Source organism: Pollutimonas thiosulfatoxidans, from assembly GCF_004022565.1.
In the GTDB taxonomy this organism is placed as follows: domain Bacteria; phylum Pseudomonadota; class Gammaproteobacteria; order Burkholderiales; family Burkholderiaceae_B; genus Pusillimonas_D; species Pusillimonas_D thiosulfatoxidans.
Window position 1 is genome coordinate 3160010 of record NZ_CP022987.1, and the last position, 21043, is coordinate 3181052.

General features: G+C 60.4%; 19 protein-coding genes. 9 read left to right on the forward strand and 10 right to left on the reverse strand.

Going from position 1 to position 21043, the window contains the following annotated elements:
• Window positions 1-10: 10 nt before the first annotated feature.
• The 4 genes from phnL to phnP are packed head-to-tail and all read left to right on the forward strand — an operon-like array spanning window position 11 to window position 3201.
• Window positions 11-712 carry a phosphonate C-P lyase system protein PhnL gene (phnL, locus tag CKA81_RS15325; RefSeq protein ID WP_128356863.1) on the forward strand — a complete coding sequence of 234 codons (702 nt, stop codon included), beginning with the start codon at window positions 11-13 and terminating at the stop codon, window positions 710-712.
• The gene (locus CKA81_RS15330; RefSeq protein ID WP_128356070.1) at window positions 705-1847 is read left to right on the forward strand and encodes an alpha-D-ribose 1-methylphosphonate 5-triphosphate diphosphatase; all 1143 of its coding nucleotides are present in this window, start codon (window positions 705-707) and stop codon (window positions 1845-1847) included. Before phnL ends, CKA81_RS15330 begins: the two co-directional genes overlap by 8 nt.
• Window positions 1847-2428 carry a phosphonate metabolism protein/1,5-bisphosphokinase (PRPP-forming) PhnN gene (gene phnN / locus CKA81_RS15335; RefSeq protein WP_128356071.1) on the forward strand — a complete coding sequence of 194 codons (582 nt, stop codon included), beginning with the start codon at window positions 1847-1849 and terminating at the stop codon, window positions 2426-2428. The genes CKA81_RS15330 and phnN overlap by 1 nt, the downstream gene beginning before the upstream one ends.
• On the forward strand, window positions 2419-3201 hold the full coding sequence (phnP, locus tag CKA81_RS15340; protein ID WP_128356072.1) for a phosphonate metabolism protein PhnP: 783 nt from the start codon (window positions 2419-2421) through the stop codon (window positions 3199-3201). Before phnN ends, phnP begins: the two co-directional genes overlap by 10 nt.
• Here phnP and CKA81_RS15345 read toward each other — a convergent pair.
• Complete coding sequence (locus tag CKA81_RS15345) at window positions 3142-4122, reverse strand: alpha/beta hydrolase (protein WP_128356073.1); 981 nt, start codon at window positions 4120-4122, stop codon at window positions 3142-3144. The genes phnP and CKA81_RS15345 overlap by 60 nt on opposite strands.
• A gap of 172 nt (window positions 4123-4294) precedes the next feature.
• Between CKA81_RS15345 and nirK the strand changes: the two genes are divergently transcribed.
• Both nirK and CKA81_RS15355 read left to right on the forward strand, forming a co-directional pair.
• The gene (nirK, locus tag CKA81_RS15350; protein WP_228255739.1) at window positions 4295-5743 is read left to right on the forward strand and encodes a copper-containing nitrite reductase; all 1449 of its coding nucleotides are present in this window, start codon (window positions 4295-4297) and stop codon (window positions 5741-5743) included.
• Entirely contained in the window at window positions 5743-7338 is a 1596-nt protein-coding gene (locus tag CKA81_RS15355) for a hybrid sensor histidine kinase/response regulator (protein ID WP_128356074.1), read from the forward strand. Before nirK ends, CKA81_RS15355 begins: the two co-directional genes overlap by 1 nt.
• Here the strand turns inward: CKA81_RS15355 and CKA81_RS15360 are convergent.
• Together CKA81_RS15360 and CKA81_RS15365 are read right to left on the reverse strand one after the other, a co-directional pair.
• Window positions 7335-9614, reverse strand: coding sequence for a PAS domain S-box protein (locus tag CKA81_RS15360; protein ID WP_128356075.1), 2280 nt, complete (start codon window positions 9612-9614; stop codon window positions 7335-7337). The genes CKA81_RS15355 and CKA81_RS15360 overlap by 4 nt on opposite strands.
• Window positions 9615-9629: 15 nt before the next feature.
• Window positions 9630-10745: an ATP-binding protein gene (locus CKA81_RS15365; RefSeq protein WP_128356076.1), complete on the reverse strand. Its 1116-nt coding sequence runs from the start codon at window positions 10743-10745 to the stop codon at window positions 9630-9632.
• Between the two features lie 167 nt (window positions 10746-10912).
• On the opposite strand from CKA81_RS15365, the gene CKA81_RS15370 reads away from it, so the two are divergent.
• On the forward strand, window positions 10913-12340 hold the full coding sequence (locus tag CKA81_RS15370; RefSeq protein ID WP_128356868.1) for an MFS transporter: 1428 nt from the start codon (window positions 10913-10915) through the stop codon (window positions 12338-12340).
• Here CKA81_RS15370 and CKA81_RS15375 read toward each other — a convergent pair.
• Window positions 12337-13389, reverse strand: a complete 1053-nt coding sequence (locus CKA81_RS15375; RefSeq protein WP_128356077.1) for an aldo/keto reductase — start codon at window positions 13387-13389, stop codon at window positions 12337-12339. The two genes, CKA81_RS15370 and CKA81_RS15375, sit on opposite strands and share 4 nt — an antisense overlap.
• 54 nt (window positions 13390-13443) lie before the next feature.
• Between CKA81_RS15375 and CKA81_RS15380 the strand changes: the two genes are divergently transcribed.
• On the forward strand, window positions 13444-14478 hold the full coding sequence (locus tag CKA81_RS15380; protein WP_128356078.1) for a glycosyltransferase: 1035 nt from the start codon (window positions 13444-13446) through the stop codon (window positions 14476-14478).
• Window positions 14479-14526: 48 nt separating this feature from the next.
• Entirely contained in the window at window positions 14527-14886 is a 360-nt protein-coding gene (gene arsC / locus CKA81_RS15385) for an arsenate reductase (glutaredoxin) (protein ID WP_128356079.1), read from the forward strand.
• Here the strand turns inward: arsC and CKA81_RS15390 are convergent.
• Genes CKA81_RS15390 through CKA81_RS15415 form a run of 6 tightly spaced genes read right to left on the reverse strand, consistent with a single transcriptional unit; the run spans window position 14879 to window position 20952 of the window.
• Window positions 14879-16171, reverse strand: coding sequence for a TRAP transporter large permease (locus tag CKA81_RS15390; protein ID WP_128356080.1), 1293 nt, complete (start codon window positions 16169-16171; stop codon window positions 14879-14881). The genes arsC and CKA81_RS15390 overlap by 8 nt on opposite strands.
• Window positions 16164-16655 (reverse strand): TRAP transporter small permease, encoded by a 492-nt coding sequence (locus CKA81_RS15395; RefSeq protein ID WP_128356081.1) that lies wholly within the window; start codon window positions 16653-16655, stop codon window positions 16164-16166. The genes CKA81_RS15390 and CKA81_RS15395 overlap by 8 nt, the downstream gene beginning before the upstream one ends.
• A 45-nt stretch (window positions 16656-16700) precedes the next feature.
• A complete protein-coding gene (locus CKA81_RS15400) occupies window positions 16701-17726 on the reverse strand; it encodes a TRAP transporter substrate-binding protein (RefSeq protein WP_128356082.1) in 1026 nt (341 codons plus the stop codon).
• Window positions 17727-17741: 15 nt separating this feature from the next.
• Entirely contained in the window at window positions 17742-18530 is a 789-nt protein-coding gene (locus CKA81_RS15405) for a hydroxypyruvate isomerase family protein (RefSeq protein ID WP_128356083.1), read from the reverse strand.
• Window positions 18527-20239, reverse strand: coding sequence for a dihydroxy-acid dehydratase (gene ilvD, locus CKA81_RS15410; RefSeq protein WP_128356084.1), 1713 nt, complete (start codon window positions 20237-20239; stop codon window positions 18527-18529). The genes CKA81_RS15405 and ilvD overlap by 4 nt, the downstream gene beginning before the upstream one ends.
• Window positions 20240-20259: 20 nt before the next feature.
• Window positions 20260-20952 (reverse strand): GntR family transcriptional regulator, encoded by a 693-nt coding sequence (locus tag CKA81_RS15415; protein ID WP_128356085.1) that lies wholly within the window; start codon window positions 20950-20952, stop codon window positions 20260-20262.
• Between the last annotated feature and the right edge of the window lie 91 nt (window positions 20953-21043).

Sequence of the window (21043 nt, forward strand, 5' to 3'; positions counted from 1 at the left end):
GGACTTTATGATGATTCCAGCGATGCAAGTGCGCGGGCTGTCCAAGCGTTTTGTGCTGCATCAGCAGCAGGGCGCCGTGCTCGATGTATTGAGCGATATTGCGTTTGATGTGATGGCGGGCGAGTGCCTGGTCCTGCATGGCCAGTCTGGTGCGGGAAAATCCACCTTGCTGCGTACGCTCTATGGCAACTACTTGCCGGCGGATGGCAGCATACGTGTACTGCACGACGGCGGCATAGTCGAAATGGTCGGGGCTCAACCACGTCAGACGCTGGCCCTGCGCCGCAATACCCTGGGCTATGTCAGTCAGTTTCTGCGTGTGATCCCGCGCGTGGCTTGCCTGGACGTGGTGATGGAGCCTGCGTTGTTGCGCGGCGTGCCGGCGGAGTTCGCGCGCGCCAAGGCGGCAGCCTTGTTGCGGCGGCTGGCGATTCCGCAGCGCCTTTGGGGCTTGTCTCCCTCCACATTCTCGGGCGGTGAACAGCAGCGCGTGAACATCGCACGCAGCTTCATTGCCCCCTGGCCGCTATTGCTGCTGGACGAGCCCACGGCTTCGCTGGATGACATCAACCGGGACGTCGTGCTTGAACTGGTGGCTGAGGCCAAGGCCGGTGGCTCGGCGCTGATCGCTATTTCTCACGACGAGAAGACCCGCAGCGCAATCGGCGACCGCTATCTGGACCTGACAGCCCAGGAGGCCCTCCATGACTGAACAGGTATTTACCAATGCCCGTATCGTGACCGCCACCGAGGTGGTCTTCGGGACGGTACAGATAAAAGACGGGCAAATTGCCGATGTCAGTTCAGGGCGCTGCAACCTGCCTCGGGCCCAGGACTTCAACGGCGACTATTTGCTGCCCGGCTTGGTCGAGCTGCACACCGATAATCTTGAGAAGTACATGAACCCCCGGCCCGGTGTGGACTGGCCATCCGAGTCAGCTGTGCTTGCGCATGACGCCCAAGTGATCGCGGCTGGAATCACCACGGTATTCGATGCCCTGTCCATAGGCGATGTCAGCCCCCGGGGAAACCGCTTACGACAGTTGCCCGTCATGCTCCAGGCTATCAGCCATGCGCATCGGGATGGCCACATGCGGGCCGATCACCGACTGCATTTGCGTTGCGAGTTAAGCCACGAGAAGACCTTGGACCTGTTCCATGAGTTGGTCGAGGCTCCCCTGGTGCAACTGGTGTCCGTGATGGATCACTCGCCCGGTCAGCGTCAGTTTGTAAAGATCGAGAAATATCGGGAGTACTACCAGGGCAAGTACAACCTGAGCGACCAGGAAATGGACGATTTCATCGATCAGCATCAGCAAAACTCCCAGCGTTACAGCGACAGCTATCGACGGTCCATCGTGCAGCACTGCCGCGAACGTACCTTGTCAGTCGCCAGCCATGACGATGCCACGGTCGAGCATGCCCGCGAGTCTGCTGACTATGGCATGAGCATTGCCGAATTCCCCACCACAGTGGAAGCGGCGGGGGCCAGTCACCAGTACGGCTTGAAAGTATTGATGGGCGCGCCGAATATCGTGCGTGGTGGCTCGCACTCTGGCAATGTGGCTGCCAGCAAGCTTGCCGAGCAAGGCGTGCTGGACATCTTGTCCAGCGACTACTATCCATCCAGCCTGTTGCAGGCCGCCGGCATACTTGCGGCGACTGTGCCGGGCTACGACATGCCCAAGGCGGTGGCCAGCGTCTCGCTCGCGCCGGCGCGGGCAGCCGGCTTGCTTGATCGCGGCGAGATTCGTGTCGGCCTGCGTGCCGATCTCGTCCGTGTCACAGCCCGAACCAAGCATCTTGCGGTGGGCCAGGTGTGGCGTGGCGGCGAGCGGGTGTTCTGATGGCAGGACGCCTCATTTATCTCATGGGTCCATCGGGTGCCGGAAAGGATACGCTGCTGAACGGCGTCATGCGTTTGATGGGCAGTCGGGCCTACCTTGCGCCACGCGTCATCACGCGCGAGGCCGATCGCACGGCCGAAGGCGCCCTTACCGTTACGCTGCAGGAGTTTCATCAGATGGAAGAGGCCGGCTTGCTGGCGATGTCGTGGCGGGCCCATGGCTTTGCCTATGGCGTTTTGCAACAAATAAACGAGCGCATGGCGGCCGGAAAAGATGTGTTCGTCAATGGTTCGCGTGCCTACCTGCCTACCGCCGTGTCCCGCTATCGCGACTTGGTGCCCGTCATGGTTGACGTAGACCCCTGTGTACTGCACGAGCGTCTGCGGTATCGCGGCCGGGAGACCGATATGCAGATCCAGGAGCGCCTGGCCCGCAATGTCGCGTTGCAAGATGTTCCCGCCGGCCTGGCCCGGCCCATGGTGCGTATCGACAACTCCGGAACGCCGGAAGATGCCGTGCGATCGCTTTACCGGCAGCTCGAACAACAGGCCGCCTTGATTGCCGGTAGTCTGTGCGCTTGACACTGCTGGGCACCGGCAATGCCGCCCAAGTCCCCGTCTATAACTGTCAGTGCGTCGCTTGCGGCCGGGCAAGACACACGCCGGGCTTTCGCCGTGGGCCCTGTTCGGCCTTGCTTGAAGGCGACGGTGCACGTTGGCTGATCGACGCAGGCCTGCCGGATCTTGCAGAGCGCTACCCGCCCGGCTCGCTCGATGGGATTTTGTTGACGCATTATCATGCTGATCATGCGCAGGGGCTGCTGCCCCTGCGTTGGGGCATTGGCATGACGCTGCCGGTGTTGGGCCCGCCCGACGAGGAAGGCTTGGCCGATTTATACAAGCATCCCGGGATCCTGGATTTTTCGCGAAAGCTAGTGCCGTTCGAGACCTTAGCGTTGTCTGGCAGAAAGCAGTCCGCCGCGATGCAACTCACGCCTCTGCCGCTGCTGCATTCGCGGCTGACTTATGGCTACGCGATCCGGCAGGGCAGTCGAGGCATGGCCTACCTTACCGACACGGTCGGATTGCCGGGCCCGACGGCTAGCCGCTTAAGCGAACATCCGCTGGACTTGTTGGTTCTCGACTGTACCCATCCACCGGCCGCTGATATGCCGCGTAATCACAATGACCTGACGCGTGCGCTGGATATCGTTAGTATGCTGCGGCCAGGCAAGGCTGTACTGACTCATATCGGCCATAAGCTGGACGCTTTTCTAATGGAGCATCCCGGCCACTTACCGCCGGGCGTTGTTATCGGCAGAGACGGCGATGTTTTCGATCTGGGCGGCCGGTGACGGCGGCGCATGAGCCCGAGCCGGCCTTGAACCTGCATAAGCATCGCCTGCGTCTTTAATAAACGTTTTTATTGCGGATTCGTAGACTTCTCCGCTACGCACGGCGCCCGAGTGCGACGCCCCGTCGATCTTCACCAGCCGCTTCATGCCATCCGGCACGCTGACCGCTGCAGCGAAGAGTTCGTCGCTCATCGTATGCGGTACGACGCGGTCGGCCGTGCCATGTATAAGCAGCATGGGCGTCGTGACTTCCGCCAGCTTTTTCACCGACGCGAAAGGCTGGGTTACCAGCAGGCTGGCGCCCGGCAGTTTGCCCCATTCCAAGGTGCCCAGCATGGCACTGATACTGGTAAATGTGGACTCAACGATCAGGCCGGCAAAAGGCGGTGATTCGGGACGGGCGGCCAGGTCGATGGCTACCGCTCCACCCAAACTATGACCGTAGACGAAGCGGCGCGCCGGATCGGGCTGGCGCCGCGCGAGTTCCTGCAGTGCGGCGACGGCGTCCTCAAGAGCAGATTCGTCGGAGGGAAGCAGCGGCGTAGACTTGCCGAAACCACGGTAATCGATGGCAAGGACGGAATTGCCCATTTCCGTCCAGCGTGCCATACGGAAAACGCTGCCATTGAGGTTCCAACGCGACCCATGCAGATAGAGCACCGTCGGCGCGCCGGCATGTGGATGTTGCCAGTACCAGGCATGCACTCGGTCGCCATCGTCCAAGGTCAGGTCGAATACTTCCGTGCCGGGCAAAGGCTCGCGCCACCACCGGCTTTGGTCGGCTTCGGGCGAGAAAATGGCCTGCCGCTGCCAGGCGTCCAGTTGCGTGCAGCTTACGATGCCAACCAGCCCCACCAGTGTGGCCGCCAGCAGGCGTCGGTAAAAGTGGCGTCGGAATGGAGTGCGTAGGCGGGCGAGCATGGATTTTCGACTCTTGCCATCGGCGGTAGTTCCCACAAGCAATTAACGAACCGTGCACGCGCAAGTTTCGCTATCGCCGTTTTGCCCATAGAATGATGGGTGGGACGTCGTCGCTGCCTTGGGGGCAGCATGTCGCGGATTGCCGTTAAAGCAAAAAAGTGGGGAATGAAGAATGAGAGCGCTCTGGAAGATATGGGTTTTCCTGATCACGATGGCCATGGCCGCTATGCCGATGGCAGCCAGCCATGCACAAAGCGGCCACGCCGGCCACGGGGCCGCGGCGGCTTCCGCGGCGCCGGTCGCCGCCTCCGCAGCGGACACCTCGGTAACCATGATGCCCGATGTCACGATCTCGCTGCGTACCGCTATAGCGGGGGGCAAGCTGGTATTTATCGGCCATACAGGTGCTATTGCTGACGTCGTCAACCCCGACCTGAAAGTTCCTGAAGGGGCCGTGGTCCAGATCAACCTGATCAATGATGACGGTGCGGGCCACGACATTGCCGTTCCCGAGTTCAACGCCAAGTCCGATGTGATTTCGGGCAAGGGCTCAGCCACCGCCATCGTTTTCCGCGCCAACAAAAGCGGCGTCTTCGAGTACCTTTGCACACTGCCCGGCCATAAGGCCGCGGGGATGGTCGGCAAAATTATTGTCGGCGAGCCGGTGGCCGCCGACACCCGGCAGGCGCCTCAGATCGCGCACGATCCGGCCGAGGTTGGCGAACCCGTCGGCGACCGTCCTGCAAAGCAAGTGACGGTAGACCTGCTCACCACCGAACTTGAGGCCCGTCTGGGTGACAACAGCACTTATCGCTTCTGGACCTTCAACAACAAGGTACCCGGCCCGATGATTCGCGTGCGGGTGGGCGACACCGTTACCGTCAATGTCACCAATGCCAAGGACAGCACGCATATCCACTCGGTGGATTTCCATGCAGTAACCGGGCCCGGCGGTGGCGCGGCAGTCACGCAGGTAGCCCCCGGGCAAACTAAAAGCTTCACTTTCAAGGCGCTGCATCCAGGCCTGTTCGTGTATCACTGCGCCACACCCATGGTGGCGCAGCACATCACCAATGGTATGTACGGCATGATTTTGGTCGAGCCCGAGGGGGGCTTGCCGGCGGTAGATCGCGAGTTCTACGTCATGCAGGGCGAGCTCTACACGGCGCAGGCCCACGGAGCCAGCGGCCTGCAAGAGTTCTCGCTCGAAAAATTGCTGGCCGAGAACCCCGAGCACCTGATGTTCAACGGCTCCATGGACGCTCTAACCAAGATCTACGACATGAAGGCCCAAGTGGGCGATGTGGTGCGCATGTATTTCGGTGTGGGTGGCCCCAACCTCACCTCTAGTGTGCACCTCATAGGCGAAATTTTCGATCGTGTTTATGATCAGGCCTCGCTGACCAGCCCGCCGCTTACCGACGTGCAAACCACCCTGGTTCCTCCCGGTGGCGCCACCATGCTGGAATTCAAGGTCGATTACCCGGGGCGCTATGTTCTGGTCGACCATGCCTTGTCCCGTATGGAAAAGGGCTTGGCCGGCATCCTTACTGTCGAAGGCAAGGCTGATGACACCATCTTTCACAGCAGCGAAGCCATCGACCCAAATTCCGGTCACTAATGAGCAAGCCCAGCGACCCTGCGAGCAACCATGCAGCCCCGGAGGGGCTGCATGAACCTGCGGATGACCCCAATGCAGACCAGTTAAACGCCAGCGAGCAGCGGTTCAGGTTGCTGGTGCAGGGGGTGACGGACTACGCCATCTATATGCTGTCGCCTGAAGGCATGGTCAGTAACTGGAATTCCGGCGCGGAGCGCATCAAGGGTTATACCGAAAGCGAGGTCCTCAATACTCACTTTTCGCGTTTCCACACTCAGGAAGACCAGGCTTGCGGTCTGCCAGGCAAGTCCTTGGTGATAGCGGCGGAAACCGGGCGGTACGAGAAAGAAGGCTGGCGGGTCCGCAAAGATGGGTCGCAGTTCTGGGCCCATGTCATCATCGACGCCTTGTACGACCCCGACGGCGCGGTCGTTGGTTTTGCCAAGATCACCCGCGATATCACCGAAAAGAAGCAGGCGGAACAGGAGCTGGAAAGGGCGAACGCCGCATTGTTTCAATCTCAAAAACTGGAGGCCCTGGGCCAGCTTACGGGTGGCGTGGCGCACGACTTCAATAACCTTCTCAGTGTATTGGCCAGCGGCCTGGATGTGCTGACCACCCATGCGCAGGCGCATTCAGAACTGAAAATGATCCAAAGCATGCGCCGGGCGATCGAGCGTGGCGCGGCGTTGACTCAGCAGCTATTGTCCTTTGCCCGGCGACAACCTCTTAAGGCCGAGTATTACAACATTAATTCGCTGATATCCAGCTTCGACCCCGTCTTGCGCCGGGCGATAGACGCAAGCATTAGCCTCAGTATCGAACTTAGTTCCCAGATTTCCGCCGTGCTCATCGATGCCGCGCGATTCGAGGCGGCGTTGCTTAACCTGGTAGTGAATGCCAGGGACGCCATGCCGGATGGCGGCCATATCCGCATGTCGACGCAAGATACGGCGCTACGAGCACACGAAGTCGGTACCCTCCCGGAGGGCAACTATGTCAAGATAACGGTGACCGATACCGGTACCGGCATGCCGCAAGAGGCAGTCAAGCGCGCGGTAGAGCCGTTTTTCACCACCAAAGAGCTGGGCAAGGGTACGGGCCTGGGCTTAAGCCAGGTCTACGGCTTTATTACGCAATCGGGCGGCGACTTAATCATCAACAGTAAGCCCGGCGAAGGCACATCGATATGCATGTATCTCCCTGCCGTTGAAGACGACGCCCCCATAAAGGAAGCCGGCCACTCATCAGGTGACGCCGAAACCGTGCTGGTTGTAGAAGACGAACCCGATGTGCTCGATGTGGCGGCCGAACTCGTGCGCAGCATAGGGTACGGCGTGGTCACCGCCACCAACGGCGAAGACGCACTAGAGCTGCTGCGCAAGCAACCCCAAATCAATGTCTTGTTCACCGATGTCATGATGCCGTCCGGGATAAACGGCATCGAACTCGCACGCCTCGCCCTGAGCTTGCGTCCGCAACTGAAAGTATTGTTGACCTCGGGCTACCCCTTGCCCGTATTGCAGAGCGAGCATGGCACCATCGACGAATTCAGTTTCATGAACAAGCCGTATCGCTTGGCCGAACTGGCCCAGAAGCTGCGCACTGCGCACTAAGCGGTTCTTCGTTGCGTGACAGCTTCGGTAAGTTTTTCGAGCAGGCGTTTCATGGGCACCGGTTTGCATAATTGATCCGTAAAGCCCACCAGCTGCGCTTTTTCGCTGTAACCGTAGCCGGTCAATGCAATAGCCGGTATATCAGCATTACGCGAGCCGCTACGCAGACGAGTCAGCAAGGTGTAGCCATCCATTACCGGCATGCCCAGATCCGTGATCAGTATGTCGAAATCAAAGGACTCCAGTAGCTCCAGCGCCTGCTGCCCATCCAAGGCGGTGTGCACTTGCGCACCCTCCATTTCGCATAAAGTGGCCAGCATGCTGACGATCTCTTCCGAGTCGTCCACCAGCAGCAGCCTCAAGCCTTCGAGTGTCCCGGATGAACTGGGCATGGGATGAACTTCCTGTGGCGATTCATGGCCTGCCAGCGGCAGCCAGATAGTAAAAGTGGAGCCCAGGCCCTCGCCGGGAGATTGCGCGCGAACTCGTCCACCATGCGCCTGGGCAAGTTGTTCGACTAGTGCCAGCCCTATGCCCAACCCATTGTGGTTGCCTTGCGTGTGGCGTTCGACCTGCCCGAACATGGTGAAAACTTTTTCGATGGATTCGCTCGGGATGCCCACTCCGGTGTCCTGGACATCGATACGTGCTTCGTCTCCCTCTCGGACCAGCGTTACGGTGACTGTACCACCGGCGGGCGTGAACTTGATGGCATTGCTTAACAGATTCCATACGATCTGCTCGATACGGCTGGCATCGCCATGCACGATCAAGTTTGCTGTATCAGCGTCATGGCGTGGGCCATGCAAAGTGACGCGGGCTTCCCGGGCCTGCGTGCTGACGGCGGCGAGCACAGTGTGCAAGATACGCTGCACAGGTACGGGTTCGATTTGCAGCTTCAGCTTGCCAGTCTGGACGCGCGAGAGGTCCAGTAGGTCTTCAATAATCTGCGACTGATTGTGCACCGCGCGGCGTACGGCATCGAGGGCCGCCACCGCTTTGGGATCCGTCCGGATCTCGGGGCTGCGGGCCAGTAACTCCATGTTCAACTGAATAAGGTTCAAGGGATGGCGTAGCTCGTGCGACATGATGGCGATGAACTGGTCCTTCAAGACGTTCGTTTCCTTCCATCGTTCCAGCACCGACTGTTGTTGATAGTCCTCCAGGCATTTGTCGGTCAGATCGCGTGCGATTTTCGCGTAGCCCTTCAGTTCGCCGTCCATTAGCGGGTACACGACTCCGCTGCAGTAAAAGCGCGAGCCGTCCTTGCGCAGGTGCCAGCGTTCGTCTTCGGCATGGCCCTGCTCGCGTGCCAGCCGGAGTTCTTGCGCGGGTCTCCCGCTGGCCCTGTCTTCTGGGGTAAAGATACGGTCCAGCGGCTGGCCCTGCATGTCGTCTTCGCTGTAGCCAAAGATAAGCTCCGCTGCCCGGTTCCATCCCGTGACGTGCCCGGTTTCATCCATGCTGATAATCGCAAAGTCCTTGGTGTTTTCGGCGATTAGCCGCAAACGCTCAACGCCTTCGCGCAGTGCTTCTTGCGCCTTGACGCGCTCGCTGATGTCCACGAAGTTCATGATGACGCCTTCAATGCGGTCATCGGCGCTGCGATAGGGGCGTATCTTGGTAAGATACCAGCGCTTGTCGGTTGCCTTGATTTCGCGTTCTATTACCCGCAGCGACTTGAATGATTCATAGACATCGTTCAGAAGCTCGGGATAGATAAGGCGGTGGCGCACGTCCTGTAGCGGCCGGCCCTCGCCCGCATCGGCAGGCTTCAGATCAAACAGCCTGACCGCCTGGGGGGTAAACCATTTCACGCGCATGCTGCCGTCCACAAGCACGGTCAGGACATCCGTGGACGAAATCAAATCAAGCAGCTCTTGTTTGGTCTTGGCGGTTGCGCCGTTTTTACCCTGGAGCTCTTCGAAGACGACCAGCAGCAGATGCTCGGATGTGTCGGTATCATGAAAAGGCGACACAGCTATCCGCACTTGCACGCTTGGTCCACCATTCGAAAAAGGCATGTGCCTGCTCTGGACGGTTTGATCTTTCTTCAAGGCTTCGTGGACAGTCGCGCGCAAATCCGCACGCAATGCAGGATGAACCAGAGTAAGCAAATGGTGTGACGGCTCGCCACCCACATGACGCAGGTAACGCCCCGCCGATTCAGACAGATGGACGATGCGAAAGGCGTGGTCGATCAGTACGGTGGGCGGGCCCAGCCTCTCCATCGCCCTCTGATGCAGGACAGAATAGGAGACCGACTGATCAGACATAAGCTCCGCCCCGCGCTAAATGATATGGGGCAGGTAGATTTGCACTGAGGTCCCCTGCCCAAGTCTGGATGCAATATCGATGAAGCCACCGGAACGCCGAGCCAGCATATAGGCCAGGCTAAGCCCTAGCCCTTTCGCGCGGCGCGCCGCCTTGGTGGTGAAGAAAGGCTCGACCACATGTGCGATGCCATCGGCATCAATCCCGATTCCCGTATCGTCTACGGCAATCACCCCAAATGGCCCGGGCGCAACGCCATAGGTGGCCGCCTCGCGGTCGTCAAACACCCGCTCTTTTAGCGACAGCCTCAGCGTACCGCCCCCGGGCATGGCGTCTTGAGCGTTTGTTGCTAGTTGCTGTATGGCGGCTTCCAGCTGCCTGGCATCGGTCGTGCAGATCAGTGGTCCGCTGGGGCGTAGCAACTCGATATTGATCGTTGCTTCCATTTGGGTGCGCAAGGCCGGCTCCAAGGCAAGCAGCAGCGCGTCGACGCGTACCGGAGCCAGATGCAATTGGTGGCGGCCGGCAAGGCTCATGAGGCTTTCATTAAAGCGCGCGCCGCGCTGCAGTCCGTCTTGAGCCGCATCGTAAAAACGCCTGGCACGTTCGCTGCCTGTGACTTGTTCCTCGTACATTTCCAGATTGGTCCCGACCGCCATCAGGAAATTGTTGTAATCATGCGCGATGCGTCCGCAAACATGACTGATGGCCGCCATACTTTCTGACTGGTGTCGCCTTTCCTGGTGCGATCGCCATTCCGTTACGTCGGCAACGATGCCCATTAACCTCGCCGGAGCCGATGCGTCTTCACTGAGTCCCCCTTTTACATGGAGCCAACGTATCGTCCCGTCGATGGCGTGGCGTATGCGACGTTCGAATTGCAGGCAACCTGTGCTGCGAACCATCGAAAACGCAGCGGCGATTGCCGAGCGGTCTTCAGGGATGAAGGCATCAAGCAACGAGGACAGCGTCCGGGGGCTGGGTCCTTGCGCAAGGCCCAACAGCGCTTCAGCGCGCGGCGAACAGCGCGCTGAATCGGAGGACAGATCGATCTCCCACTGACCCAGCCCGGCGGCAGCTAGGGCAGGCGCTTCAAAGTCCACCTGTTCGGGCAGGCTGCGCAGTATGCTCATTGAGCACTCCTGAAAAAGGGTGGTGCGGCATGGGATAAAAGCTGACGCCAGCAAGAGCTGTGCCCGTCAAACGGCGTATGGGCAGGCGGCCGGCTCTGGTGCAGCTTCCGCTCTCTTGCCCTTATTATTTTACTCATCGGCACGCCGCACACCCGGAGGTAGCAGCTATTACTTCAACCGACACCAATATACCTGCTCGCCTGGACCGGTTGCCCTGGTCTGCCTGGCATTGGCGAGTCGTCATTGCGCTGGGCGTGGCCTGGATGTTGGATGGCCTGGAAGTGACGCTGGTCGGCTCGTTCGGCAGCATACTGGAACGCCCCGAAACATTGGGCCTGACGGCGACGGACGTCGGCTTGGCTGGTTCTTTGTATATCGCAGGCGCGGTCATAGGCGCGCTGGTGTTCGGCCGCATGGCCGATGTCTGGGGCCGCAAGAAGCTGTTTCTTGTCACCTTGGCGGTATATATGCTGGCAACACTGGCCACTGGGTTCTCAACCGAAACGTGGTTCTTCCTGCTGTGCCGCTTTGCAACTGGCCTGGGCATAGGGGGCGAGTACGCGGCCATTAATTCCGCCATCGACGAACTCATGCCGGCGCGCGTACGAGGCCGCGTCAGCCTGGCCATCAATGGAAGCTTCTGGCTCGGCGCGGCGTTGGGTGCGGGGCTCAGTTTGCTGGTTCTGGACGAGGCGCTGATACCGGTGGAGTGGGGGTGGCGGCTGGGTTTTATTTTGGGTGCCGTGCTGGCCATTGCCATTGCTTTGGTACGGCGGGACGTGCCCGAGAGCCCTCGCTGGCTGTTGACCCATGGGCGCATCCAGGCGGCTGAAGACATCGTGGCGGATATCGAGCGGCGCGTGCATAGACAGTACGGAATCTTGCCTGCCGTCCCAGTTGCAGCCGGGGTCAGCATGGGTTGGCGCGCGCCACCGCGCCTGGCGGAAATCATGCAGGTCCTGCTACATACCTATCGGCGGCGCAGCGTCGTTGCGCTGGCCCTGATGGTCTCGCAGGCGTTTTTCTACAACGCCATCTTCTTCACCTATGCGCTGGTATTGACCCGTTTCTATGCTGTGCCCGATACGCTGGTGGGTCTCTATATTTTTCCTTTTGCCCTGGGCAACGTCCTGGGCCCATTATTGTTGGGTCCTTTATTCGACAGAATAGGCCGTCGCAAGATGATTGCGCTGACCTATGTGTTGGCCGGGATCGGTCTGGCACTGACGGGCTGGGCATTCATGGCTGGCCTGCTGGACGCGCGCAGCCAGGCATTGTGCTGGTCCTTAGTGTTCTTTCTGGCTTCGGCTGCGGCGAGCTCTGCCTATTTGACGGTTAGTGAGGTCTTCCCGCTGGAGATGCGTGCTCTGGCCATCTCTCTCTTTTATGCCGTCGGTACTGGGGCCGGCGGCCTGGCCGGCCCCCTATTGTTCGGCGCGCTGATCGAAACGGGGGAGCGGTGGGCTGTCGTGGCTGGATACGGTCTGGGCGCGCTATTGGTGATCGCGGCGGGGTTGATCGCCCTGCGTTACGGGGTGGATGCCGAAAGGCGTGCACTGGAGGATATCGCACCGGCGCTGACCGGTAGACGCTAGCTTCTATCGTCCGATTGCTGCATCTGCTGGCGGCGTGTTGCACCCAGCCGATCGACCATCCATCCCGGATACTCTGGTGCGAGCGCACTGACCGCGTCAAGTCGATCGAGGTCGTCGGTGGAGAGCTTGACCTGCGTTGCAGCGATATTGTCGTCCAGCTGTTCAATGCGCTTGGCGCCCACAATGACGCTGGTAACCGATTTTTGATGCAGCACCCAGGCCAGTGCAATCTGCGCAACCGAGACGCCCCGCTGGGCGGCAAGCTGGCGCATGACGTCGATGCAATCATAGGCACGCGCTTTGTCTACGGGAGGGAAGTCGAACTGTGTGCGGCGGCCGCCATCGGTAGACTCGGTGTTGCGATCGTATTTGCCGCTAAGCAGCCCACCGGCAAGCGGACTCCATACCATCAGGCCCAGCCCTTCGCTTTCCAGCATGGGGATCAGTTCGCGTTCGAGGTCGCGGCCCGCCACCGTGTAATAGGCTTGCAAGGATGCGAAGCTGGCCAGCCCCAGGCGCTCGGAAATACCCAGCGCCTTCATGATTTGCCAGGCGGCCCAGTTGGACACGCCCACATAGCGCACATGACCGTGCCGCGTCAGGTCGTCCATGGCTCGCAGTGCCTCTTCCATGGGCGTTGCCGGATCGAATCCGTGGACTTGATACAGATCGACATGATCCAGTTGCAGCCGCGACAGGCTGGCCTTGATGCCGTCCATGATGTGGTGGCGCGACAGGCCTCGAGCATTTACACCTTTGGTGCCGGTTTCGCCGTGCACCTTGGTTGCGACGATGACATCTTCGCGTGCAACTCTCAGGTTCTTTAACGTCTGCCCGGTAATGATTTCGGATCGCCCGTCGGCGTAGATGTCAGCCGTGTCAATGAAGTTGATGCCGGCATCCAGCGCGCGCCCGACCAGACCATCGGCGTCCGACTGCTCGACGGCGCCGATCTGGGACCACATCCCGCTTTGCCCACCAAAGGTCATGGTACCCAGGCACAGTTCCGAAACAAAGAGGCCGGTACGGCCGAATTTCCTGTAACGCATGAGGGAGTTCTCCTGTTGCCCACCGATCGGTATAGAAGTTGCTTGCCAGCCACGATGCAAACATCAACATTGGAGGAGCCGGTGGATAATATTTATCAGACAGCCGGGAGGCGGCTACGCATCCTTACCTGGCATGTCCATGGCAATTACCTGTACGCATTGTCGCAGGTACCGCATGAGTTCATTGTTCCCGTACGGGCGGACGGCAAGCCTGGTTACTCGCCCTTGGGCACGAAGATCCCATGGGGCGACAACATGCGCCAGGTCAATGCCGATGAGCTCGTCCACGAAGACTTCGATTGTATTATTTATCAGTCGCGGGCCGCTTACGAAGAGGACGCCTTGCAGCTGCTGACCGCCTCGCAGCGCGCCTTGCCGAGCATCTATATCGAGCACGATCCGCCTCGGCCGTATCCCGTCGATACCCAACATTGGTTTCAGCATGATCGCGGCCTCCTGGTGCACGTGACGCACTACAACGCCTTGAACTGGGATGCCGGCGCCATGCCCACGCGCGTCATAGAACACGGTGTACCGGTGGACCCGCAGGTGTCATATACCGGTGAGCGCGCGGCGGGTATCACGGTCATCAACGGTCTGCCCGGCCGAGGTCGACGCATGGGGGCGGACCTGTTTGCATGGAGCCGTGATCGCGTGCCGCTGGATCTGATCGGCATGCAAAGCGAGCAGATGGGTGGCTTGGGCGAAGTGTCCAACCTTAGCGTTGCCGCGACCATGGCGCCCTACCGCTTTTTCTATACCCCCATCCGATATACGAGCCTGGGATTGGCTCTGGTGGAAGCGATGTTGATCGGCATGCCGGTGGTGGGGGTGGCGGCGACGGAACTCCCGACGGTGATTGTGAACGGAACGAACGGCTACGTTCATACCGACATGAACAAGATCGTGGACGTCATGCGGCAATTGATTGCTGAGCCCGCACTGGCGCGCAGCTGGGGCGAGGCCGGCCGCAAGACCGCCCAGGAGCGTTTCGGCATGAATAGATTTGTAGCGGATTGGCTGGCTGTCATCGACGAGACCGCCGGCGGACGCAGTGTATTGCCGGCGCCGGCGATGGCCGCGCCTTGAGGCCACCGCGTCTTGGCGCGCCATCCTTCTTATGAGTAGAATCGATGCATGAATGTCACTATCTACCACAATCCCAAGTGCGGAACGTCGCGCAACACGCTGGACCTGATACGCAAGGCCGGCATCCAGCCCACCGTCATTGAATACTTACAGGCTCCGCCCAGCCGCGATGTGCTGCAAAAGCTGATCAGCGACGCCGGCCTTTCCGTGCGCGAGGCCATGCGTCAAAAGGAAAGCCTGTATACCGAGCTGGGCCTGGCCGATGCCGCGCTGTCGGATGATGCCTTACTTGACGCCATGATGGCCCACCCCATCCTGATCAATCGGCCCATTGTGGTTGCGCCCGCAGGTACCCGGCTATGTCGGCCGTCGGAGCTCGTGCTGGATATCCTGCCGCCATCTACTTGACGAACGACGGCAGGTACAGAGAAATCGCGGGGATAAAAATCAGCACCATCAGCCGGAAAATATCGCTGATCACGAAAGGCATGACCCCGCGAAAGATGGTTTGTGTGCTGACACCGGGCAGCAGGCCGCGCAGTACGAATACGTTCATGCCAAAGGGCGGCGTAATGAAGCTGATTTCCGTCACGACCACCACGATGATGCCGAACCAGATCAGGTCAAACCCCAGGCTTTGCACCAGCGGATAGAACACCGGTACGGTCAGCAGTATCATGGACATGCTTTCCAGTACGCATCCCAGCACGATATAGATCGCGGCAATCATGAAAATCACGGCCAGCGGGCTGAGATTGAAGTGATCAACCATGTCGAGCAGGTCTTGCGGCAACGATGTGAAGTTGATGAAATTGGCAAGCATCAGCGCGCCTATCATCACCATGAAGATCATGCCCGTGGTCTTGGCAGACTCCACCACCACCTCGACAAAGGACGCCCAGGTCAGTGTTTTGCGAGTCCAGGCAAACAGAAAGCCCAGAAACGCCCCGATCCCGGCTGCCTCGGCGGCGGTGAAGACGCCGCCGTAGATGCCCACCATAAGCATGGTGATCAATGCCAGCACGGCCCAGACTTGCTTTAGTGCCTTGCCTCTTTGCCGCCAGGTGCTGCGTTCGCCTTGCGGACCGGCGGCCGGATTGCGGCGTATGACCCAACGCACGGCCAGCAAGTAGAAACAGATGGCAAGCAGCCCAGGCAGGACTCCTGCTGCGAACATTTTTCCTATGCTTTGCTCAGTCAGCAGGCAGTACACCACCATGATGATGGACGGGGGAATCAGGATGCCCAGCGTGCCGCCTGCTGCTATCGATCCAGCAGCGAGCTCCTGGCTGTAGCCCAGGCGCCGCATTTCGGGATACGCCACTTTGGACATGGTCGCCGCAGTGGCCAGGCTGGACCCGCAGATGGCACCGAAGCCGCCGCAGGCCACAATGGTGGACATGGCCAGTCCGCCGCGGCGGTGCCCCAGCATAGTATGCGCTGCGGCATACAGCTCGCGAGACATGCGCGACTCGGTGATGAAGTTTCCCATCAGGATGAAGAGCGGCAGGACGGACAGCAGGTATTGGAAACCGCTTTCGTAGATGACCGAACCAGCCATGGCATAGGCGGAAGGCCAGTTGCGGAACAATCCCAGACCCACAAAGCCCACCAGTGCCATGGCAAAGGCAACGGGCACGCGCACCAGAATCAGACCCAACATGGCGGCCAGGGCCAGTAGCGCCTCAGTCATGGCCGGCCTCCGCAGTGTTTCCGCGCAGCCCGGATACCAGGTTGGCGGCGTGATAGGCGGCATCCAGCATCAGCAAGGCCGCCATTAAATAGACGAAAGGAGCCAGCGGGATGCTGAGCATGGCGGTGATGTCACCGTAGGCCGCTGTTGTTTGCGCCTTATTCAAGGTTACCCAGGCAAGAAATGCGCTGACCACCAGCGAGATCAAGTTGGCGATGTGGTCTTGCATGCGCTGGGCATGGGCCGAGAATAATTGACTGAAGCTGTCCACCGTAATGTGACCGCGGCTGCGCGTCATCAGGGGGATGCTGCTGAAAATAACCGTCACCATCAGCAGTTCGGTCAACTCGACCGAGCCGATGATGGGGTGGTTGAAGATGTACCGGCCCGTGGCGTCCACCACGGTCAGCAGGCTCATGAAGCACAAGCCCAGCACGGCGATGGCCTTTAGCGCCATGACGATTGCGCAGTTCAATAGTTTCAATGGTCGTCCAGGTAGTCGTTGCCAAAGGCCATGCCGGATGCGTACTTACTTGCTGTCCAGTTCCTTGATCTCGCTGCGGAAAGCGGCCAGAGCTGCGGGGCCGTCCAAGCCCTTGGCGGCGGCGGCGTCGAGCCAGGTTTGTTCAAAGCTTTTGGTCCGCTCGCGAACTGCCTGTACCAGCGCGTCGTCTGCCTTGATGACTTTAATGCTGCCGCCGTCCAGAAGTTTGTGGGCCACAGCATCGTGTTTATCCCAGGCACGCCCCGCCAGGCTCGCCAAGTGGCTGCCCGACACCTTCAGGATGGCGGCCTGGTCTTGCTCGGACAGGCGCTTGAAGGCGTCTTCATTCATGATGACGGCATGCGTGTCGGAATACAGGCCGCCTGGAAAGATCGTGACGTTTTCGATGACGGAGTCCAGCTTGAAGGACACCAGCGTCTCGGCCGGAAAGAACACGCCGTCCACCACGCCGGTGCTTAGCAGCTCGTAGGATTCCGGGGCCGGCTTGGCAATAGGCGACACGCCCACGGCCTTGGCGACATCCGCCGCCATGCCGCCGCCGACCCGTATCTTCAGGCCCTGGAAGTCTTCAATCTTGGCGACGGACTTGTCGGTGGTGAAGACCATACCCGGGCCATGTGCATACATGCCCAGCAGGCGTACGCCTTCATGCTCGTTTGCCCCGAGCAGGTACTTTTCGTAGGTATTCCAGGCGGCTACCGAGCGCGACTCTGCGGTGTTGCCCGAGAAGGGCATCACGGCGAACTTGGTCAGTTCAAAACGGCCGGGGTAATAGGCATGGGACACAAATGTAATGTCCACCAGACCGTCGCGTACGGCATCGTAATGCCCTGGCGGGTTTGTTACGGGCTTGGGCAGTATGCGCAAGGTGACGCGTCCATCAGTGGCGGCTGTAATCTCTTCGCCCCATGGAACCAGGAAATCGGCGACGACAGCGTGTGTGGGAGGCAGCCAGCTTGAAACGGTAAGCTGCGTTTTCTTTTGCGCCTGGACTGGCAGGGAAGCGGCCAGGGCCACGCCGGCGAGGACTGCGGTAGCGATGAGTTTCATAGGGTCTCCTTGGTGTTATACGGCATCGGTGATGATGGTTTGGTAGGCATCGCGCCAGCCGAGGCCGGCGGTGGTGTCGCCCTTGGGGCGGTATTCGCACCCTATCCAGCCGGTATAGCCTGCGCGGCGCAAGGTGCGCAGGGCGGCCGCCACCGGGGGATCAGAAGGGTCGGGTTCTTGTCGTTGTTCGGGATGGGCAATCTGCACGTGATGGACCCAGGCCAAAACCTCTTGTAATGCGCGGTCCACATTCAGTTGCTCTCGCTGTGCATGATAGAAATCGAACTGCAGGCGTAGGGCGGGGTGGTTGACGGCCGCTACGATTTCGGCCGCCTCCGTGGGCAGATGGTAGAAATAGCCAGGGGCGTCATGTCGGTTGAGCGCCTCCAGAGTGAGGGTTACGCCCGCCTCGGCCGCCATGGGGGCAGCCTGGCGCAGGTTGGCTAGCAGCGTTTCCCGGCAGGCCTTGCGGGAGCTGCCGTCCGGCGGTGCACCAGCCATGGCATGGATGCTGCGGCAACCCGTGGCGGCGCAGACGTCCAGGGCCCGCGACACACCCGCCCTGAACTCGTCTTCGCGGCCCGGTATGCAGCCCAGGCCTTTTTCCCCTGGGGCGCCCATGGGGGTGTTGATCAAAGCCAGCGTCAAACCGTGCTGGAGCAACACGGCATGCAAATCGGCACTGTCCGACGTATAGGGATCCAGCAACTCGATGGCGGCAAATCCGTCGCGCGCAGCGGCAGCGGCTTTCTCGGGTAGCGGCAACCCCGGATAAAGCAAGCTGAGATTGGCCGCCAGCTTCATTCTTCCTCCGGCGTTTCATAAGGCCACTCTACATTGCCCGAATGCGTGACAGCGCCCTCGTGGGCGGAGCGCACCAGCAAGGCGTACTTTTCGAGCGCGCCCGCCAGGCGCTGTGGAACCGGGGGTATGTAGGCCGCACGACGGGCTTCCAGTTCGGTGGCGCTAAGGTCCACCTCAAGCGTATTCTTGATGGCATCGATATGTATGATGTCGCCGTCGCGAATCAAACCTATGGGACCGCCCGCCGCCGCTTCGGGGCTGGCATAGCCGATACACATGCCCCGCGTGGCACCCGAGAACCGCCCGTCGGTCAGCAGGGCAACGCGCTCGCCCATGCCTTGCCCATACAGGGCGGCGGTCACGCTGAGCATCTCGCGCATGCCGGGCCCTCCCTTGGGGCCTTCGTTGCGGATGACCAATACCTCTCCGGCTTGATAGCCACGCTGCGATACGGCTTTCATGCAGGCGTCTTCGGTTTCGAAGACGCGCGCCGGGCCCGAGAAGGTCAATGATTTCAAGCCGGCAATCTTGAGCAAGGCGCCCTGCGGGGCGAGGTTGCCTTTCAGTACGGTTACCCCGCCCGATGCATGCAGGGCATCGGCACAGCCGCGCACCACCTTGCCGTCGGGTTCCGGTGCGTCGGCCAATGCCTCGCTTAGCGTCCGGCCGTCCAGGGTCAGCACGGTGCCGTCAATAAAGCCGCCGTCCAGCAGCGCCTTCAGGACCACCGGCACGCCGCCGATTTCATGCAGATCGCGTGCCAGGTAACGGCCGCCGGGCTGCAAGTCGGCAATCAGCGGCGTACGGGCAAAAACTTCGGCAACATCGTCCAGCGTAAACCGGATGCCGGCCTCGTGAGCAATGGCGGGGATGTGCAGCGCGGCATTGGTCGAGCCTCCCGTGGCGGCCACGGCGGCACAGGCATTCTCGATGCTGGCTCGCGTGACCAGTTGGCGTGGCAGAGGGCCGCCCTGCTCCAGCGTACGCATGACTTGTTCGCCGGCACGCTGGGCGATGGCCAGGCGCTCGCTGTATACATTGGGCAACATGGCTGAACCCAGCATCGACAAGCCCAAGGCCTCGCCTACCATGGCCATGGTGTTGGCAGTGAACTGGCCGGGGCAGGCGCCTGCCGAGGGGATGCAACTGCGCTCCATCAGGGTGAGATCTGCACGGGACATCTTGCCGTCCTGCACGCGGCCCACCGCTTCGATGGTGTCCAGTATGGTGGCCTGCTGGCCCAATGCGTGGCCCGGCAGGGTTGCCCCGCCATACAGAAAGACGGCCGGCACATTAAGCCGCACCATGGCCATCATCATGGCGGGCAGCGTTTTGTCGCAGCCGGCCAAGGCCACCAGGCCGTCGTAGGCATGGCCGCGCACGACCAGCTCGACGCTATCCGCGATGGTTTCCCGGGACAGCAGGCTCATGCGCATGCCGGCATGATTCATCGAGGTGCCATCCGAAATGGAAATCGTCGTGAAGCTGACGGGAACGCCGCCGCCGGCGGCCACGCCCAGGCGCGCGCGATCAGCCTGAGGAGCCAGGCCCATGGAACATGGCGTGTTCTCGCCCTGGGTGCTGACGATCCCAACAATAGACTTGTTGAGCGCGTCGTCATCGAATCCGGTGGCACGCAGAAAGGCTCGGTGGGGGGCGCGGGACAAGCCCTGGGTAACCATGCGCGAACGATGTTTATGTAGTGACATAGTGTGTGGCAAGGCCTTGCTTAAAAGCTGGATTCGGCCAGCGCAGCGCGCTCGGCCAGTAGTTTATCGAAGGGCCAGCAAATATCGCTTTCCATGGCGGCGCGGGCCTCTTCGGCGTCGCCTCTTGCCATGGCATCGACGATGCGGGCATGCAGCTCGCTGGAGGGGCGCTCTTCCGAATGCATGAGCTTGCGCGTTGCCCGTAGATACGGGCCCGACTGCAGCCAAAGGCTTTCTATCATGGCCATCATGGAATCTGACTTGGCCGCCCGGTAGATCGTGAAATGAAATTGCTGGTTGCTTTCCAGCCCGTAGTCGATGGCGCCCGCCTGGTTCAGCGATGCGCCGATCTGTTCGGCCAGTACACGTAGACGGGACAGTTCGTCGGCGCTGATGTGGTTTACCGCCCAGCCGGTTACCGTGCCCTCGATGAGTACCCGCGCCCGTCGAATGTCTTGCAGACGTTCGCGTGAAATGACCGGCACCCGCATGGAGCGGCTTTTCATGGGTTCGAGGGCTTTTTGCGCGGCCAGCCTGCGCAATGCCTCGCGTACCGGCATGGCGCTGGTGCCGAAAGCATCGGCCAGGTCTTGTATGCCAAGGACATCGCCGGCGGCGTAGTCACCGCGCATCAAGTGATCGCGCAAGCGACAGTACACCGCTTCGTTGACCGAGGTATGGACCACCGGCTGAATATCAATATGGGACGCCATGCTATCTTTGATCAAACATCAAAGCATCATGATGCCTGCTAATGTCGACCCACGGAACTCGGGAAATCCCGAGAAGGGGCGCTATGATGAA

What these genes read in the sequence shown, in the direction of transcription:
- phnL (WP_128356863.1), top strand. Translation starts at nt 11, where the DNA reads ATGATTCCAGCGATGCAAGTGCGCGGGCTGTCCAAGCGTTTTGTGCTG.
- CKA81_RS15330 (WP_128356070.1), top strand. Translation starts at nt 705, where the DNA reads ATGACTGAACAGGTATTTACCAATGCCCGTATCGTGACCGCCACCGAG.
- phnN (WP_128356071.1), top strand. Translation starts at nt 1,847, where the DNA reads ATGGCAGGACGCCTCATTTATCTCATGGGTCCATCGGGTGCCGGAAAG.
- CKA81_RS15345 (WP_128356073.1), bottom strand. Translation starts at nt 4,122, where the DNA reads ATGCTCGCCCGCCTACGCACTCCATTCCGACGCCACTTTTACCGACGC.
- nirK (WP_228255739.1), top strand. Translation starts at nt 4,295, where the DNA reads ATGAGAGCGCTCTGGAAGATATGGGTTTTCCTGATCACGATGGCCATG.
- CKA81_RS15355 (WP_128356074.1), top strand. Translation starts at nt 5,743, where the DNA reads ATGAGCAAGCCCAGCGACCCTGCGAGCAACCATGCAGCCCCGGAGGGG.
- CKA81_RS15360 (WP_128356075.1), bottom strand. Translation starts at nt 9,614, where the DNA reads ATGTCTGATCAGTCGGTCTCCTATTCTGTCCTGCATCAGAGGGCGATG.
- CKA81_RS15365 (WP_128356076.1), bottom strand. Translation starts at nt 10,745, where the DNA reads ATGAGCATACTGCGCAGCCTGCCCGAACAGGTGGACTTTGAAGCGCCT.
- CKA81_RS15375 (WP_128356077.1), bottom strand. Translation starts at nt 13,389, where the DNA reads ATGCGTTACAGGAAATTCGGCCGTACCGGCCTCTTTGTTTCGGAACTG.
- CKA81_RS15380 (WP_128356078.1), top strand. Translation starts at nt 13,444, where the DNA reads ATGCAAACATCAACATTGGAGGAGCCGGTGGATAATATTTATCAGACA.
- arsC (WP_128356079.1), top strand. Translation starts at nt 14,527, where the DNA reads ATGAATGTCACTATCTACCACAATCCCAAGTGCGGAACGTCGCGCAAC.
- CKA81_RS15390 (WP_128356080.1), bottom strand. Translation starts at nt 16,171, where the DNA reads ATGACTGAGGCGCTACTGGCCCTGGCCGCCATGTTGGGTCTGATTCTG.
- CKA81_RS15400 (WP_128356082.1), bottom strand. Translation starts at nt 17,726, where the DNA reads ATGAAACTCATCGCTACCGCAGTCCTCGCCGGCGTGGCCCTGGCCGCT.
- CKA81_RS15405 (WP_128356083.1), bottom strand. Translation starts at nt 18,530, where the DNA reads ATGAAGCTGGCGGCCAATCTCAGCTTGCTTTATCCGGGGTTGCCGCTA.
- ilvD (WP_128356084.1), bottom strand. Translation starts at nt 20,239, where the DNA reads ATGTCACTACATAAACATCGTTCGCGCATGGTTACCCAGGGCTTGTCC.
- CKA81_RS15415 (WP_128356085.1), bottom strand. Translation starts at nt 20,952, where the DNA reads ATGGCGTCCCATATTGATATTCAGCCGGTGGTCCATACCTCGGTCAAC.